The following is a 16,056-nucleotide window of genomic DNA, read 5'->3' as shown; positions in this document are numbered from 1 at the left end:
AAGTTGAATGAGTGAGGGAGATACATGAAAATAAAAGCAACACTTTCGGCACTGGCGGTCCTGATGGCCACGCCAGCTTTGGCAAATTGCGACAGGGTTACGTTTTCTGACGTTGGTTGGACCGATATCACCGCGACGACAGCGGCGACGACCGTGGTTCTGGAGGCCCTGGGATATGAAACCGACATCAAGATCCTTTCGGTTCCCGTGACCTATACGTCACTGGCCGCAGGTGACATTGACATCTTTCTGGGCAACTGGATGCCCACCATGGAAGGCGACATCGCCCCCTATCGTGAGGCAGGCACCGTTGATACGGTCCGCGCCAATCTTGAGGGTGCAAAATATACGTTGGCCGTGAACAAGATTGCCGCCGATATGGGCCTTCAGGATTTCGCTGATATTGCGGCACAGCAGGATGCGCTTGACGGCAAGATCTACGGCATTGAACCCGGCAATGATGGCAACAGGCTGATCCAGTCGATGATCGACGACAATGCCTTTGGGTTGGGCGAATTTGAGGTCGCTGAAAGTTCGGAACAGGGGATGCTGGCGCAGGTTGCGCGCGCCAATCGCCGGGGCGAACCAATTGTTTTTCTGGGATGGGAGCCGCACCCTATGAATTCCAATTTTGAGATGTCCTATCTGACAGGTGGCGATGATTTCTTTGGTCCCAATCTGGGGGGTGCGACGGTTTACACGAACACGCGCGCGGGTTTTGTCAGTGAGTGCGAAAATGTCGGTCAACTGCTGCAAAACCTGGAGTTTTCGCTTGCAATGGAAAATGAAATCATGGGGGCCATTCTGAACGATGGCGCCGAGCCATCGGATGCCGCCACCAACTGGCTGCAAGCAAACCCGGATGCCTTCATGCCCTGGCTGGATGGCGTGACAACGCGGGATGGCGGTGATGCTATTGCGGCGGTCAAAACGGCCCTTGGTATCTAAGGCCATTGCCCCGGGGCGACCCGGGGCCTATCCCTGTTTTCATGGACATATTGACTGATCACAAAATTCCCGTGGGCCGATGGGCCGCGCAACTGTTTGACTGGCTTCAGACCCACGGCGCATGGTTCTTTGATATCCTGTCAGATGTTCTTGAGACGATGATCGACGCGATTTTATGGTGCCTACAAACGCCGCATCCACTTGTGATCATTGCGATTTTTGCCGCTATCACCTGGGCGTTGCAACGAAATATCTGGATCGTGCTGGGCGTTGTTCTGGGCCTGTTGTTCATCGTCAATCAGGGGTACTGGGAAGAAACGACCGAAAGCCTAGCACTGGTGTTGTCGGCCTGCGTGGTTTGCATGGGGCTTGGCGTGCCCATCGGCATTGCCCTGGCCCATCGCCCGCATCTTTACCGCTTTGTGGCCCCGGTACTGGATCTGATGCAGACCCTGCCAACCTTTGTTTATCTGATCCCGGCCATCGTTTTCTTTGGGATCGGCATGGTGCCTGGTCTGATCGCCACGGTGATTTTCGTTCTGCCTGCACCGATCCGATTGACCCATCTTGGGGTGACCTCGACCCCCAAAGCCCTTTTGGAAGCAGCCGATGCTTTTGGCGCGACGCCGTCGCAAAAGCTGTGGAAGGTCGAATTGCCCTATGCACAACCGCAAATCATGACGGGGCTGAACCAGACCATCATGCTATCACTGTCGATGGTAGTGATCGCCGCACTGGTGGGGGCCGACGGGCTGGGCGTGCCGGTGGTGCGTGCCCTAAGCCAGGTCAACACCGCCCTTGGATTTGAAAGCGGCTTTGTGATCGTTGTGATCGCCATCGTGCTGGACCGCATGTTAAGGAGCACGAGATGAGCGCAGTAATCTTTGACGGCGTTTCGATCGTTTTCGGCAATCGGCCCGCGCGCGCCCTGCCGTTGATGGACAGTGGGGAAACACGCACCGACATTGAACAGAAAACAGGACAGATTCTGGGTGTTCATGACTGTTCGCTTGAGGTCGGTGACGGCGAGATTCTGGTGCTGATGGGGTTGTCGGGGTCAGGTAAGTCGACCCTGTTGCGCGCTGTAAACGGCCTGAACCCGGTTGTGCGCGGTGCCGTCTATGTGGATCGCGACGGCGAAAAGGTCAATGTCACCGAAGCCGACAAAAAGACACTGCGTGATATACGGTTGCGACAGATTTCCATGGTATTTCAGCAGTTTGGCCTGCTGCCCTGGCGCACAGTTGCCGAAAATGTGGGGCTGGGGCTGGAACTGGGCGGGATGCCCAAGGCGCAAAGACACCGGAAAGTTCTGGAACATCTGGAAATCGTGTGTCTGTCAGACTGGGCGGACCGAAAGGTTGGCGAACTGTCGGGTGGGATGCAGCAACGGGTGGGGTTGGCCCGCGCTTTCGCGACCGAGGCACCGATTTTGCTGATGGACGAACCCTTTTCCGCGCTTGATCCGCTGATCCGCACGCGGCTGCAGGATGAACTGCTGGATCTGCAATCACGGCTTGGCAAGACCATCATTTTCGTCAGCCATGATCTGGATGAGGCCTTTAAGATCGGGGATCGGATCGCGATCATGGATGGCGGGCGCATTGTGCAATGCGGCACGCCGCAACAGATCTATTCGGCCCCGGCCAATGACTATGTTGCGGATTTCGTGGCACATATGAACCCTCTTGAGGTGCTGCTGGCCCATGATGTGATGGTGCAGGATGTCGTGCAGACGGATCGGACTGTTGATTGGGACACGGGTTTGAAAACAGTCATGACACTGCTGTCAGACGATCCGCATCCTCTGGCCGTCATTAAAGGCGATCAGACCATCGGTTACATAAAGCCCGGTGATGTTTTTTCGCGACTGTCCTGATGTCGATCAGACTGTCAGGTCCGTCGGTTCGCCCAACCCATTGGCACGGCAGCAGGCGGTGACCGTGTTGGCCAGAAGACAGGCAATCGTCATCGGTCCGACCCCACCAGGCACCGGGGTGATTGCACCGGCGACCTGACTGGCTGACGCGAAATCAACATCGCCCACCAATTTGCTTTTGTCGCCGTTCGGAACGCGGTTGATGCCGACATCGATGACCGTGGCGCCGGGCTTGATCCAATCGCCCCTGACCATTTCCGGGCGGCCCACGGCGGCCACGACGATATCGGCCTGACGAACAACCGCCGGCAGATCTTTTGTCCGGCTGTGGGCGATAGTCACTGTACAGCTGTCCCCCAACAGCAGATTTGCCATCGGCTTGCCCACGATATTGCTGCGTCCGACGACAACCGCATTCATCCCGCTGAGGTCGCCATGATAATCCCGCAGCAACATCAGACACCCTAGCGGCGTGCAGGGCACCATGGCTTTCTGACCCGTTCCCAGCAAACCGACATTCGAGATATGGAACCCATCCACATCTTTCGCGGGATCAATGGAATTGATGACCAGATCGGAATTCAGATGCGACGGCAGCGGTAATTGCACAAGGATACCGTGAACAGCAGTATCCGCGTTCAGTTGATCAATCAGGGCCAGCAGGTCAGCCTCGGACGTATCGGCGGGCAGTTTATGTTCGAATGAGGTCATGCCGACCTCGACCGTTTGTTTGCCCTTGGACCGGACATAAACCTGACTGGCAGGGTCTTCACCGACCAGAACGACGGCCAGGCCCGGTGTGATCCCGTTTTCCTCTTTCAGACGCGCGACATGGGTTGCGACCCGGTCGCGTACCGTTGCGGCGAAGGCCTTGCCATCCAGAATATCTGCCATTGTTTAAAACAGCCCTTCAATATGACCTGCATCGTTCAACATGATTTGTTCAGCCGATGGAACACGCGGAAGTCCAGGCATTGTCATGATCTCACCGCAGATCACAACGATGAAGCCTGCCCCGGCGCTTAAACGGACCTCGCGTACCGGAACGCCGTGACCTGTAGGCGCGCCACGCAAATTAGGGTCGGTACTGAAGGAATATTGTGTTTTCGCCATGCAGATCGGCAGATGACCAAAGCCCTGATCTTCCCATGTGCGCAGCTGGTCGCGGATTTTCTGATCGGCCAGGACCTCATCCGCGCGATAAATGCGCTTGGCGATGGTTTCGATCTTTTCGAAAAGCGGCATGTCATCGCGATAAAGCGGGGCAAACTGGCTGACGCCGCTGTCGGCAATCTCGGCCACGCGGGTGGCAAGATCTTTGATGCCCTCGGACCCGTGGGCCCAGTGCTTGCACAAAATCGCCTCGGCCCCCTGGCTTTCGACATAGTCTTTGACAGCCTGAATTTCGGCATCCGTGTCGCTGACAAAGTGGTTGATGGCAACAACGACCGGCACACCGAAACTTTTGACGTTGCCGATGTGACGGCCCAGGTTGGGGCAGCCATCCTGCACAGCCTGCACATTTTCGGTGCCAAGATCGGCCTTGGCCACACCGCCGTTCATCTTCATAGCGCGGACGGTCGCGACCAGCACGACGCAATCGGGTGCCAATCCGGCCTTGCGGCATTTGATGTTCATGAATTTCTCGGCCCCCAGATCGGCGCCAAAACCAGCCTCGGTCACGACATAATCGGCGACCTTCAGCGCCGTGGTCGTTGCAATAACCGAGTTACAGCCATGCGCGATGTTGGCAAAGGGCCCCCCATGCACAAAGGCCGGGTTGTTTTCCAGTGTTTGCACCAGATTGGGCTGCATCGCGTCTTTCAGCAGCACGGTCATTGCACCGTCGGCCTTGATATCGCGCGCATAAACAGGCGAACGGTCGCGGCGATAAGCCACAATGATATCACCCAGACGCTTCTGCAGATCGTTCAGGTCGCTGGCCAGGCACAGGCAGGCCATCACTTCTGAGGCAACGGTGATGTCAAAGCCGGCCTCACGCGGAAAGCCGTTCGCGACACCACCCAAGGACGCCGTGATCTGACGCAACGCGCGGTCGTTCATGTCGACGACGCGTCGCCAGACGACGCGGCGGATGTCGATTTCAAGCTCATTGCCCCAATACACATGATTGTCGATCATGGCTGACAGCAGATTATGTGCCGCCGTGATCGCATGAAAGTCACCTGTGAAATGCAGGTTCATCTCTTCCATGGGGATGATCTGGGCATAGCCACCGCCAGCAGCACCGCCCTTCATCCCGAAACACGGTCCTAGCGAGGCTTCGCGAATACAGACCGCGGTCTTTTTCCCGATGGCATTCAGGCCGTCTCCCAGGCCGACTGTCGTGGTCGTCTTGCCCTCACCCGCGGGGGTTGGGTTGATCGCGGTCACCAGGATCAGCTTGCCGTTTTCCCGCCCCTGGACCGAGTTGATGAACGACTGGCTGACCTTGGCCTTGTCATGGCCATAGGGCAGCAGGTCATCAGAACCGATACCCAGCTTCGCGCCGATCTCCTGTATGGGTTTTTTATTTGCCTCGCGGGCGATTTCGATATCGGATTTATGGTTCATGTGGTGTCCCGTCTGGAAAGGTGGCGTGTCTATATCCGGCCTAGCACGATGACACACCCCCCTGACCAATGCGTTTCCGACATTTCCACCACCAGAATCGGCGGAGATTGTTTTTCTCGTCGCCTATGGGAAATCTTTGGAACAAATCGGACCGCTGACGCGTAGGTGAGTCAGATGATAGGAGACTGAGATGACTGCCATCACAATCAGCATCCATACCGGGTTCGCCATTGGTTTGGGGTTAGCCGTCGTTTTACTGGCTTGAAAATACGTCTGTTTTTGATGTCTCTTGCTGCGTACCCATAGACATTTTGCATAATCATGGGCGCCCGGAATCGGGCGTTCATTTACCGACCAATTGTATTGACCCACATGCCGGGCTAGGCGTCGATCAAAGGATGCAAACTATGATCGATGTTAACAAAGTCCGTCTGGACACCCCAAGCTGTGAAAACGTGCTGCATTTCAACAATGCTGGTTCGTCGCTGATGCCCACACCCGTTTTTGATGCGCTTCAACGTGTGCTGCACGACGAAAATGAAGTCGGTGGGTATGAGGCCGAACGACGGGCACAGGATGGTATTCAGGCGTTTTATACTGAGTTTGCTGGTCTTCTGAATGCCGACCCGGATGAGATCGCCTTTGTCGAAAATGCGACGCGTGCGTGGGATATGGCGTTCTATGGATTGCATTTGAAGCCAGGGGACAGGGTCATCACCCATGCGTCCGAATATGCGTCCAACTATCTTGCGCTGTTACAGCAATCCCGTCGGCTTGGGTTTGAAATTGATCTTGCGCCGTCGGACCTATCCGGCCAGATCGATGTCGACGCATTGGATGACATGATCGGACCGCAGACGAAACTGATCGCTATTACGCATGTGCCGACGCAGGGTGGTTTGGTTAACCCCGCTGCTGCAGTGGGGAAGATCGCTCGAAAACATGGTGTTCTTTATTTGCTGGATGCGTGTCAATCGGTCGGGCAAATTGATGTGGATGTCGCCCAGATCGGCTGCGATATTCTTTCCGGCACAGGACGCAAGTTTTTGCGCGGGCCAAGGGGTACGGGTTTTCTCTATGTCAGGAAAGGCATTATCGATCAGATCGACCCGCCGTTTGTGGACCTGCATTCGGCCGTTTGGACACAGGCAAACGGCTTTGAATTCGCCACTGGTGCCAAGCGGTTCGAAAACTGGGAAAGCTATGTTGCAGGCCGCGTGGGTCTGATGGAAGCCGTCCGCTATGCGCGGAACATCGGTCTTGCAAATATTGAGGGCCGGGTGACCAGGCTGGCTCAGGATCTGCGTGATATGCTTTCTGACGTCGATGGGATTTCAGTGCATGATCTGGGCCAGAAAAAATGCGGCATTGTCACGTTTACGAAAGACGGCATCGACCCCAAAGCTACTGCAGAAATGCTTCGCACGAGTGGCATTAATGTGTCTGTCTCGCCTGTAACCGCGGCCCGCCTTGACCTTGAGCCGCGTAATCTGAACGCATTGGTGCGAGCTTCAGTCCATTACTTTAACACCCATGACGAGATCGCGCGATTTGTGGAAGCGGTCAAAAAAGCATAAGCGACGGCGGGGATCGATTTGTTCTGGCTGGCGATTAGATGATCGTGCTAAATATCTGCGCTGTATTTAATTAAAGCCGAGGGCAACGCCCGGCCCGAGGGTGGGTGCTGAAAGCGCCCGCCCTGGGGGGCGGGTCGGGCGCTGCCCGGTGGTTCCCACCGGGCGGGATGAGTGGATATAGTGTTGAGGGTTTCTAGAACGATACTCTAAGGCTGCCAAACCCGCTGATCCGGGACATGCAGCCTGACGGTGTCGCCGACGCTGATTGCCCCCTCCCGCTCGACCCAGGCGGTTACGCCGCGTCTGTCTTTTGCTGCGGTTTTGAACGATTTTCCGAAACCGGGCGCGTCTTCGTCGATGACTTTTGCAGGCAGGTGGCAGGGCCGGTTTTCCATGTCGACGACCACGGTGGTGCCTGTCTGCGTCTGCAGACGGGATGAGGGCGGGATGTGCGTAAAATCGGGAATGCCCCTGATCACCATCGATGCGCCAAGCCATGCGGGCTCGAGGTTTGGCAACTGCATATCGTCAGCGATCTGCGCTAGTTCCTCCGCTGATACAATCGACAGCTGCCGCACGTTCCTGATTTCGGTTCCACGTGGATACTGAGACGTGACACGGCTGCACGATAAACGCGTCAGACCCGCATGGCTTTCGCCGGACATACCGCCGAAACCCAGGTGATAGGTGGTTTGCACATCCGATCTAAGCGATTTGTCACGATCCGACACATACCCCAGCCAGACAATTTCGCCATAGTGATCAGTCGGTTTCAAAGCAGGCATATCGATCCCTATTCAATAGTGTTGAACAGGACCGTAACGAAAAAGCCCCAAGGGTTCTATCCTTGGGGCTTTTGGGGTTGTCATGTCGTTGGTTCGGGTTCCAGACCCGGGTCAGGAGCACGTGGTTTTTTCGGCTTGGTTTTTGGAATAGCCGTGACCGAGGGCGCGCTGCCCTGATCAGGTTTGTCATCTTTATCTTCGGAATGCGGTGGTTCACCCCGCATCACGCGTTCGATTTCATCACCGGTCAGTGTCTCATACTCAAGCAGACCCTGCGCCAGACGTTCAAAATCATCCCAGCGTTCCTTGATGATTCTCAAAGCGGTCTGATAGCCTTCCTCGATGATGCGTTTTACTTCATCTTCGATCAGCTCTTTCGTGGCGGCCGATACAGAGAAACCGCCTGTCTGACCCTGATATCCCTGGTGGGCTTCGGCATAGTCAACGTTGCCGACCTTATCCGACATGCCGTAGCGCATCACCATGGCACGGGCATAATGGGATGCCTGCTGAATATCACCACCGGCCCCGCTGGAAACGCTTTCAGCACCATATTTCAACACTTCGGCCGCTTTACCGGCCATGGTCATGGCGATCTTTTGTTCCATCTCGTCTTTGAAAGACGTCAGCTGGTCCATCTCAGGCAAGCTCATCACCATACCCAGAGCGCCGCCGCGCGGGATGATCGTGGCTTTGTAAACCGGGTCGCACTTTGGCAGGGAGATCCCAACCAAGGCGTGTCCAGCTTCGTGATAGGCAGTCATTTCCTTTTGTTCAGAAGTCATGACCATACTGCGGCGCTCGGCGCCCATCATGACCTTGTCCTTGGCATTTTCGAAATCGATCATGGTCACAAAACGGCGCCCGACGCGGGCCGCCATCAATGCGGCCTCATTCACCAGATTGGCCAGATCGGCGCCCGAGAACCCGGGCGTACCACGGGCAATGATGCGCAGATCAACATCCGGTCCAAGCGGTGTTTTGCGGGCATGGACGCCAAGGATTTTTTCCCGGCCCTTGATATCGGGGTTCGGTACAGTAATCTGACGGTCAAAACGGCCCGGACGCAGCAATGCGGGATCAAGCACATCACGGCGGTTTGTAGCCGCGACGATGATAACGCCTTCGTTCGCCTCAAACCCGTCCATTTCGACCAGAAGCTGGTTCAATGTCTGTTCGCGTTCGTCATTGCCACCGCCGTAGCCAGCCCCACGGTGGCGACCGACGGCGTCGATTTCGTCGATGAACACGATACAAGGCGCATTCTTCTTGGCCTGTTCGAACATGTCACGGACCCGGCTGGCGCCAACACCCACAAACATCTCAACAAAATCAGAGCCCGAGATCGTGAAGAATGGCACGCCGGCCTCGCCCGCAATGGCGCGGGCCAACAGCGTTTTACCGGTACCGGGGGGGCCGACCAGAAGTGCACCTTTGGGAATTTTACCACCAAGGCGGCTGAATTTCTGCGGGTTGCGCAGGAATTCGACTATCTCTTCCAGCTCTTCCTTGGCTTCATCAATACCGGCGACATCATCAAATGTGACGCGACCATGCTTTTCTGTCAGCAGCTTGGCACGCGATTTGCCAAAGCCCATGGCCCCACCGCGACCGCCGCCCTGCATCCGGTTCATGAAGTAAATCCAGACCCCGATCAGCAGCAGGAAGGGCAACAAAGTTATGAAGAAGCTTTGGAAAGCGGAGGTTTCCTGATTTTCGACACTGATCGCAACGCCATTTTCTTCCAGAATAGGCAGATACTGTTCCTCGGCGTTCTGCGGTGCAACCGTCGCATAGGTGCCACCATCGCTGCCTGTGACGCGAATGGTCTGATTGTCGATCTCAACCGACGAAACCTCGCCACGTTCGACGCGATCAAGGAACTCAGAATACTGGATATCCTGATTGCGCGCAGTTCCCTGCGTGTTGTTGAACAGGTTGAACAAGAACAGGATCATCAAAAACAAGACGACCCAGAATGCGATGTTTCTCGCGTTGCCCAAGGAAACTCTCCTTCGAATACCGGTGACCAGATTACATAACCCGGATCTTACCTGTTAAAATAGAGATCATGAAACTTTCTTCAATGCGTTATAATAGATGTGAAGAAATCATCGTGATTTGCCATCAATTCTGCAGTCCATCCGTTGGAGTGTCCAGCGAAAGGTGCGGCAATCAGTTCAGTTTCATGCCAAATCGCGGGGGATGATAGCAAAACCTGTCGGGGCAGGCCCGTATCGCGCCAGTTTTCGCAGCGGGCAAGGCCCTCATCGCCCAGTGCGCGAATCCGTTGGTCTGGCTTAACCGGTCCGATCATACGCCAGCGCCCATCCCAGGTTTGATCTGATATGAAACTGGTCTTCGCAACTGCTTTCAGTTCACGCGTGATCCAAATGTGGTCCGCTTTTTGAAAAACAAGCGCGCCATGCAGTGACCCGTTGTCGCCCTGGATCAGGCCCCTTGCCAGCTTTGTCAACGCGGAAAAGCGGGGTCGATAGGTCTGTTGGCTGACCCAGCACAACGCATGGGCCAGCAACCGATGCCTTAAATCGGCGGGGGCATCACGCCATATCGCGGTTTCGATACGCACACTTCCTGCAATAATCTGAACACTGTCTTCCGCCAGTTTTTTCGTCGCGATCTCAAGCACATGTCGTGCATCGGCCATGTGCTGCGCCATTTGCACCAGCCGCTTTTGGGTCAGCCCCATCGGTGCAAGCGCCTGCATTAGTTGTCTGGCCTTGACCCGATCAAATCTGGGATCGTCGTTCGACGGATCGTCGATCCAAGCAGCGCCAATGGTCGTCAGATCATCGCGCAAGGCCTGCCGTGAGATGTTCAAAAGCGGGCGTAGCCATTGCACTTGGCGATCCTGTCGCTTGCGGGGCATACCAGCCAGACCATCGACCCCCGACCCGCGCGCCAGCCGCATCAGAACCGTTTCAGCCTGATCATCAGACGTGTGGCCAAGAAGAAGAACGGGGATGTCATTGGCTCGCGCCCAATCGCCGATCAGGTCATATCGCGCCTCACGCGCCTGCGCCTGCAGATTGCCTGTGCCGGGGTGCTGTTTCCAGCTCAGAATTGAATGCGGGACCGACAAATTACGGCAGGTTTTTGCGACAAAATCAGCTTCATCTTTGGCTTCTGGTCGAAGCCCATGATCAATGGTCACGGCATGTGTTTTGCAAGATTTTGCCCGCGCCCAGTTCCGTGTCAGATGTAAAAGAGCCATCGAATCGCCGCCACCGGACACTGCGATTGCGATGGATTTCGGGATAATGCCACCCAAAAGGGTGTCGAGATTGTGCTCAAATGCGTCCTGCGTGGTCAGCTGCACCCCAGGTTCCGCATTTCCGTTTGCGCAAGCGGAACTTGTTCATGGTTCGGAAATCTGATGCCAACCTCGCCCAGTGTCACGCAAGCCTCTTGCTGTTGGCCCAGGGCGCCCAAGGCAACGCCTAGCTTGGTCAAAGCCTCGGGCGCCTCTTGCCCACTGGGATTGCTTGAAAAAGCGTTCAGATAGGCCCGGGCTGCCGATGCCATCTGGCCAGTTGCCTCAAACGCCTGCCCTTTCAGTAGGCTGGCCTGACCTGATAGCGGCCCACCTGGATAGGCCTGGCCGAAGGCGTCGAACTGCTGAATAGCTGACGCATAGTCACCGCTGTCCAGCGCTGCCTTGGCGCGATCGAAATCGGCAATTTCACCGACCGCCATTTGCGGTGTATCCGCTGTTTGCTGCGGCCCCCCGAAGGCGGGGGACACCGCCGTTGGCACTTGCCCGCCCAAGGGCGGAGTTTCGGCCAATGTGGCGATGTCGCAGTTTGCGTCCAGCTCACAAATCCGGAATTCAAGATCACCGACGCGATTGGTGCCATCCTGAACAACCTGATTGATCCGGAATTCCAGTTGTTCGGTCTTCGCGGTCAGGCGGGTCAATTCGCTTTCGATCGAGTTGATCCGATCCAGCATCGTGCCATCCTGTCCAACAGACGATGATGATCCTGTCGCCGAAAGCTCGGATCGCAACATCTCAATCTGTTGGTAAAGCGCACCCAGTTCATTGCGAACATCCGCAAGAGTTTCCGCCGACCCAATCGACGGAACCGTAAGTGCTGTCGCAAGCAGAATGGCACGAAAGCGTTTCATGGCCTTAGCTTACCCCTGCTGATCCGGCGGAAATGATCGTAACGGCACGACGGTTTTGGGCATAGCACGCCTCAGTCGAGCAGGCCGCCAAGGGGCGTTCCTTGCCGTATGTCAATGTCCGCAGGCGTGATCCGGCCACACCTTGTGACACCAGATAATCACGCACAGCGGCCGACCGACGGGCACCAAGGGCAAGGTTGTATTCGCGCGTGCCCTGTTCGTCGGCGTGCCCTTCGATAATGGCAACGTACGTCGGGTTGGCCATCAGCCATTGTGCCTGGCTATCCAGAACGGCCTGAGCTGTTGGGCTAAGGGTCGATTGATCAACCGCGAAGTTAACCGTGTTGCCAACCGCTTCGTTGAAATATTCAGGCGTTGCGGGATCAAGTCGCGATGTATCGATACCGCCGTTTGCACCGCCGGGGCCATTGGCACCGCCATTTTCGCCAAACCTGTCGGGGTTTGTACAGGCCGCGGCCCCCAGTAACGCCATCACCAGCGCTGCTTTTTTAAAGGTGTTCATCTGCTCTGTCCTTCCAAGGGTTCTTTTGTTGTTACCGCCAGTCTAGCACCGAAGCCAGTGCTTGAAAATCCTAAGGCTGCAGTGGCCCCCAAGAGGGGTCAGATGCTGCATTATCTGTCCGTATCCGGCGCAGATTACGGCCCGAGATATCGACCGAATAAAGCGATGGCGCGCCACCTGCCCCCTGGGTTTCGCGGGTAAATTTGATCACACGCCCATTGGGCGACCATGTCGGGCCTTCGTCCAGAAAGCTGGCAGTCAGAAGCCGTTCGCGGTTGCCATCGACATTCATGACCCCGATGTGGAACCGCCCACCGGCCTGTTTGGTAAAGGCAATCAGATCGCCGCGGGGCGACCAGACGGGTGTGCCATAGCGCCCGGTGCCAAAGCTGATCCGGCGTGGCTCACCCCCATTTGCGGACATGATATACAGCTGCTGCGTGCCGCTGCGGTCGCTTTCAAAGACAATCTGTGACCCATCGGGGCTGAAGCTGGGCGCGGTTTCGATCGCGGGGCTGTTTGTCAGCCGCGCCAGGGCACCACTGTTCAGGTTCAGCCGATAGATATCTGTATTGCCGCCTGTGGTCAGCGAAAAGACAACCGTTTGCCCATCGGGTGCGAAGCGCGGCGCAAAGCTCATCGTGCCTTCGGGCAGTTGCAGCGCGCGGCGTCCGACGTTTGCGACATCCAGCAGGTAGACCTGCGGAAAACCGGTTTCATAGCCTGTATAAAGCACACGGTCCCCGGTGGGCGAAAAGCGCGGCGCCAGAACGATTGATGAACTGTCGGTCAGATACTGAATATTGGCACCGTCATAATCCATGATCGCCAGGCGTTTCGCGCGGTTGTCTTTGGGGCCGGTTTCACTGACGAACACAACACGGCTGTCGAAATAGCCGCTTTCGCCGGTGATCCGTTCATAAACCGCATCGGCCACCTTATGCGCCATGCGCCGCCATGCGTCTGTGCTGCCCACGAACTGCAATCCCTCGCCCATCTCGGCGCCCGAGAAGACATCGTAAAGGCGGAATTTCACAACCAGACGTCCGCCTGCATCAACGCTAACGGCGCCGGTGATCAGGGCCTGTGCGTTGATCGCACGCCAGTCGGCATATTGGATAGGCGACGCAAAGCTGCTGACGGTCGAGATATAAGCATCTTGTGAAATTTCACGAAACAGGCCCGTCCCAACCAGATCATCTGCCACCACACGTGATATTCGCGCGGCATAATCATTGGCCGCGGGTGTTTCAGCCTGAAACGCCGGGGTGGCAAAGGGCATCGGCTCGATATTCGGATTATCGATCACGATCCTAAGCGGTTCCGCTGCCGAAACAGCCGGGATGAAAATGAAAAGTGCCAGTATGAAAGCCAGTATGAACCGCATTATCTGATCCCCATTCTTGTTGGGTCGAAGGTTATCTCGATCTCTTTCCAGTGATCGTATTTTTCTGGTGGCAGGTTATAGCCCCGCGCGCCGCAACGCAAAATGGCACGGCGGGCTGCCTCGTACGCGCGACTGACCGCCGCATCGTTACCGCCCGAGGCAGAGATCAGCCTAACTGAGTCTCCAACAGGTGAACCGGTTTGCTCCATCGAAAAGCCGACAACGACGACGACCTGAAGCGAATCTGTTCCAAGCGCACCGATGTTCCAACATTCCTGCACCGCCAACCGCAGACCTTCGGTTTCGCCGGGGGTCATGGGTGGGCCGGAAGATGTGTCAGACACGGCCTCACCCAAGACTGCATTCACTGCGTCGTCGATGCTGGTATCGTTCGAAGCTGTCTCCGTTTCCTCGTCCGGGGTATCGCTTGGCGTGTCTTCCTGTGCGACGGCGGGTGGGTCAGGCCGCGCAGGTCGGATCTGTGGGCGCAGGGACCGGTCCGGTGCGCCACCTGCCTCGGCCTCGGTCACGATCTGGGGGCCGCCCTGTTCGACGGTTGTTTCCTGCTGTTCTTCGGCCACAACATCGCCCGCATCATCCGGCGTCACCGCCTCTTGTGCCTGATCGGCGACGTCTACCTCGGGTTCAGCGGGTTCGGCGTTTTGATCACTGACCACATCGGTCTGTTCCAACCCGGGCCGGTCAGCGGGCATATCTGCTACCTCAGGCTCGGGCGGCGGCATCGGGACGCTGACATCCGTATCGGGCTGTTCATCGGGTTGCTGCGGCTGCGGGGGCGCCGCGGCCTCGGTCGGTTCGGGCTCATCCAGTTGTGGTAAATTCGGGGTTTCGCCAATCTCGGGTGCGACCGGCACAAGGGTATCGGTCACGACATTCGGAGCAATGGGCTGTGCCGTCAGGGCGGCGAATTCCTCGCCCGAGATGACCGAGACCTGCACATCTTCAAATGGAAACGGCTCGGACCGGAAAATACCGCCAAAAAACGCCCATCCAATGACAAGCGCGTGACCAATGCCCGAGATATAGAAACCGATGTTCAACTCAGCCTCTTTACTGCGTGTCCATTGTCGGACCGCCAATATCTGTCACCAAACCGATGTTCGAAAACCCACCCGCATTAAGCGCCCCCATCACCTGCATGACACGTTCATAGGGAATGGTTCCGTCGGCCCGGAGGAATATTTTGTCGCTTGCGCGCTCTTCAGCAACTGCGCGTAGCTTGCTGATCAGTTCGCCATCGGGTGTCTCGGTCGCCTGGATCATGATGACACCTTCGGCGGTCAGCGTGACCGTCAACGGTTCTTCCTGATCCGTACTTAGCGCATTCGCAGCCGTGTCGGGCAAATCAACAGGCACACCGACCGTCAGCATCGGTGCCGCGACCATGAAAATGATCAGCAACACCAGTATGACATCCACAAAGGGCGTCACGTTGATCTCAGCCATCGGCTGCGCGCGGCGGCGACGGCGGCGTCGGCCCCCGTTGTCGCCTTTTTGAACAATACCAGCACCCATGGTCTAGTCGTCCAGCTGGCGACTTAGAATGGTCGAAAATTCATCAGCGAAAGCTTCGTAATTGCCTAATATCCGATCACTGTCTGCACTTAGCTTGTTATAAAAGATCACCGCAGGGATCGCCGCCAACAGACCAAGCCCCGTGGCCAGCAGCGCCTCGGCGATACCAGGCGCCACGACAGCAAGGTTGGTATTCTGTTGTTCGTTGATGGCTATGAAAGTATTCATGATACCCCAAACCGTGCCGAAAAGCCCTATGAACGGCGTCGAGGACCCGACAGTCGCCAAAACGATCAACCCCTTTTGCAGGATGTCGGCCTCTTTCGCGATGGCCACATCCATGGTGCGTTCTATCCGGCTTTGTGCGCCGGCGATCATGCCACCGCCATTGCGATGGGACCTTCGCCATTCCAGCATTCCGGCGGCAAATATCTTTTCCGCGGGCCCGGTGGGCGACATGCCGATCCGGTCAAACAGCCCATCCAAAGGCTCACCCGACCAGAAGGCACGATCAAAACGTTCCGCTTCTGTCCGTGCCTTTCGATAAGCGATTGTTTTCTGGATGATGATTGCCCATGCCCAGAATGAAGCCAAAACCAGCGTGAGCATCACAAGTTTTACTACAGGGGTCGCTTTTTCAATAAGCGCCCATATCGAATAATCTACAGTTTCCATCCGCCTGCTCTTTTATGTCGGCC

The 16,056-nt window shown here is 56.5% G+C and carries 15 protein-coding genes; 4 read left to right on the top strand and 11 right to left on the bottom strand.

Annotation, left to right across the window (positions count from 1 at the left end; all coding sequences use genetic code 11):
* Window positions 1-24 precede the first annotated feature (24 nt).
* The 3 genes from H7848_RS05620 to choV are packed head-to-tail and all read left to right on the top strand — an operon-like array spanning window position 25 to window position 2,827.
* Window positions 25-948, top strand: a complete 924-nt coding sequence (locus tag H7848_RS05620; RefSeq protein WP_208348871.1) for a choline ABC transporter substrate-binding protein — start codon at window positions 25-27, stop codon at window positions 946-948.
* A 41-nt stretch (window positions 949-989) separates the two neighbouring features.
* Complete coding sequence (choW, locus tag H7848_RS05615; protein WP_208348868.1) at window positions 990-1,820, top strand: choline ABC transporter permease subunit; 831 nt, start codon at window positions 990-992, stop codon at window positions 1,818-1,820.
* The gene (gene choV / locus H7848_RS05610; RefSeq protein WP_208348866.1) at window positions 1,817-2,827 is read left to right on the top strand and encodes a choline ABC transporter ATP-binding protein; all 1,011 of its coding nucleotides are present in this window, start codon (window positions 1,817-1,819) and stop codon (window positions 2,825-2,827) included. Before choW ends, choV begins: the two co-directional genes overlap by 4 nt.
* A gap of 6 nt (window positions 2,828-2,833) precedes the next feature.
* Here choV and folD read toward each other — a convergent pair whose 3' ends face one another.
* Both folD and H7848_RS05600 read right to left on the bottom strand, forming a co-directional pair.
* On the bottom strand, window positions 2,834-3,721 hold the full coding sequence (gene folD / locus H7848_RS05605) for a bifunctional methylenetetrahydrofolate dehydrogenase/methenyltetrahydrofolate cyclohydrolase FolD (protein WP_208348863.1): 888 nt from the start codon (window positions 3,719-3,721) through the stop codon (window positions 2,834-2,836).
* Window positions 3,722-3,724: 3 nt separating this feature from the next.
* The gene (locus tag H7848_RS05600; protein ID WP_208348860.1) at window positions 3,725-5,401 is read right to left on the bottom strand and encodes a formate--tetrahydrofolate ligase; all 1,677 of its coding nucleotides are present in this window, start codon (window positions 5,399-5,401) and stop codon (window positions 3,725-3,727) included.
* A 407-nt stretch (window positions 5,402-5,808) separates the two neighbouring features.
* On the opposite strand from H7848_RS05600, the gene H7848_RS05595 reads away from it, so the two are divergent.
* Window positions 5,809-6,978: an aminotransferase class V-fold PLP-dependent enzyme gene (locus tag H7848_RS05595; RefSeq protein ID WP_208348857.1), complete on the top strand. Its 1,170-nt coding sequence runs from the start codon at window positions 5,809-5,811 to the stop codon at window positions 6,976-6,978.
* A gap of 206 nt (window positions 6,979-7,184) precedes the next feature.
* On the opposite strand, the gene H7848_RS05590 is transcribed toward H7848_RS05595, so the two are convergent.
* The 9 genes from H7848_RS05590 to tolQ form a co-directional block, all read right to left on the bottom strand.
* On the bottom strand, window positions 7,185-7,763 hold the full coding sequence (locus H7848_RS05590) for an MOSC domain-containing protein (RefSeq protein ID WP_208348854.1): 579 nt from the start codon (window positions 7,761-7,763) through the stop codon (window positions 7,185-7,187).
* 80 nt (window positions 7,764-7,843) lie between these two features.
* Entirely contained in the window at window positions 7,844-9,766 is a 1,923-nt protein-coding gene (ftsH, locus tag H7848_RS05585) for an ATP-dependent zinc metalloprotease FtsH (protein WP_208348851.1), read from the bottom strand.
* Between the two features lie 80 nt (window positions 9,767-9,846).
* On the bottom strand, window positions 9,847-11,103 hold the full coding sequence (gene tilS / locus H7848_RS05580; protein ID WP_336512064.1) for a tRNA lysidine(34) synthetase TilS: 1,257 nt from the start codon (window positions 11,101-11,103) through the stop codon (window positions 9,847-9,849).
* Window positions 11,094-11,912, bottom strand: coding sequence for a tol-pal system protein YbgF (gene ybgF, locus H7848_RS05575; RefSeq protein WP_208348848.1), 819 nt, complete (start codon window positions 11,910-11,912; stop codon window positions 11,094-11,096). The genes tilS and ybgF overlap by 10 nt, the downstream gene beginning before the upstream one ends.
* Before the next feature lie 4 nt (window positions 11,913-11,916).
* Window positions 11,917-12,435 (bottom strand): peptidoglycan-associated lipoprotein Pal, encoded by a 519-nt coding sequence (gene pal, locus H7848_RS05570; RefSeq protein ID WP_208348846.1) that lies wholly within the window; start codon window positions 12,433-12,435, stop codon window positions 11,917-11,919.
* A 70-nt stretch (window positions 12,436-12,505) separates the two neighbouring features.
* Window positions 12,506-13,822, bottom strand: coding sequence for a Tol-Pal system beta propeller repeat protein TolB (tolB, locus tag H7848_RS05565; protein WP_208348843.1), 1,317 nt, complete (start codon window positions 13,820-13,822; stop codon window positions 12,506-12,508).
* Window positions 13,822-14,922, bottom strand: coding sequence for an energy transducer TonB (locus tag H7848_RS05560; RefSeq protein WP_208348840.1), 1,101 nt, complete (start codon window positions 14,920-14,922; stop codon window positions 13,822-13,824). Before H7848_RS05560 ends, tolB begins: the two co-directional genes overlap by 1 nt.
* Window positions 14,894-15,358 carry a protein TolR gene (gene tolR / locus H7848_RS05555; protein ID WP_208348837.1) on the bottom strand — a complete coding sequence of 155 codons (465 nt, stop codon included), beginning with the start codon at window positions 15,356-15,358 and terminating at the stop codon, window positions 14,894-14,896. Before tolR ends, H7848_RS05560 begins: the two co-directional genes overlap by 29 nt.
* Before the next feature lie 3 nt (window positions 15,359-15,361).
* Window positions 15,362-16,033, bottom strand: coding sequence for a protein TolQ (gene tolQ / locus H7848_RS05550; RefSeq protein WP_208348834.1), 672 nt, complete (start codon window positions 16,031-16,033; stop codon window positions 15,362-15,364).
* Window positions 16,034-16,056 lie beyond the last annotated feature (23 nt).

Source organism: Pseudaestuariivita rosea (assembly GCF_017592335.1).
Lineage (GTDB): Bacteria > Pseudomonadota > Alphaproteobacteria > Rhodobacterales > Rhodobacteraceae > Parasulfitobacter > Parasulfitobacter rosea.
The sequence above is the reverse complement of the archived record's forward strand: the minus strand, read 5'-3'. Positions and strand labels throughout refer to the sequence as shown.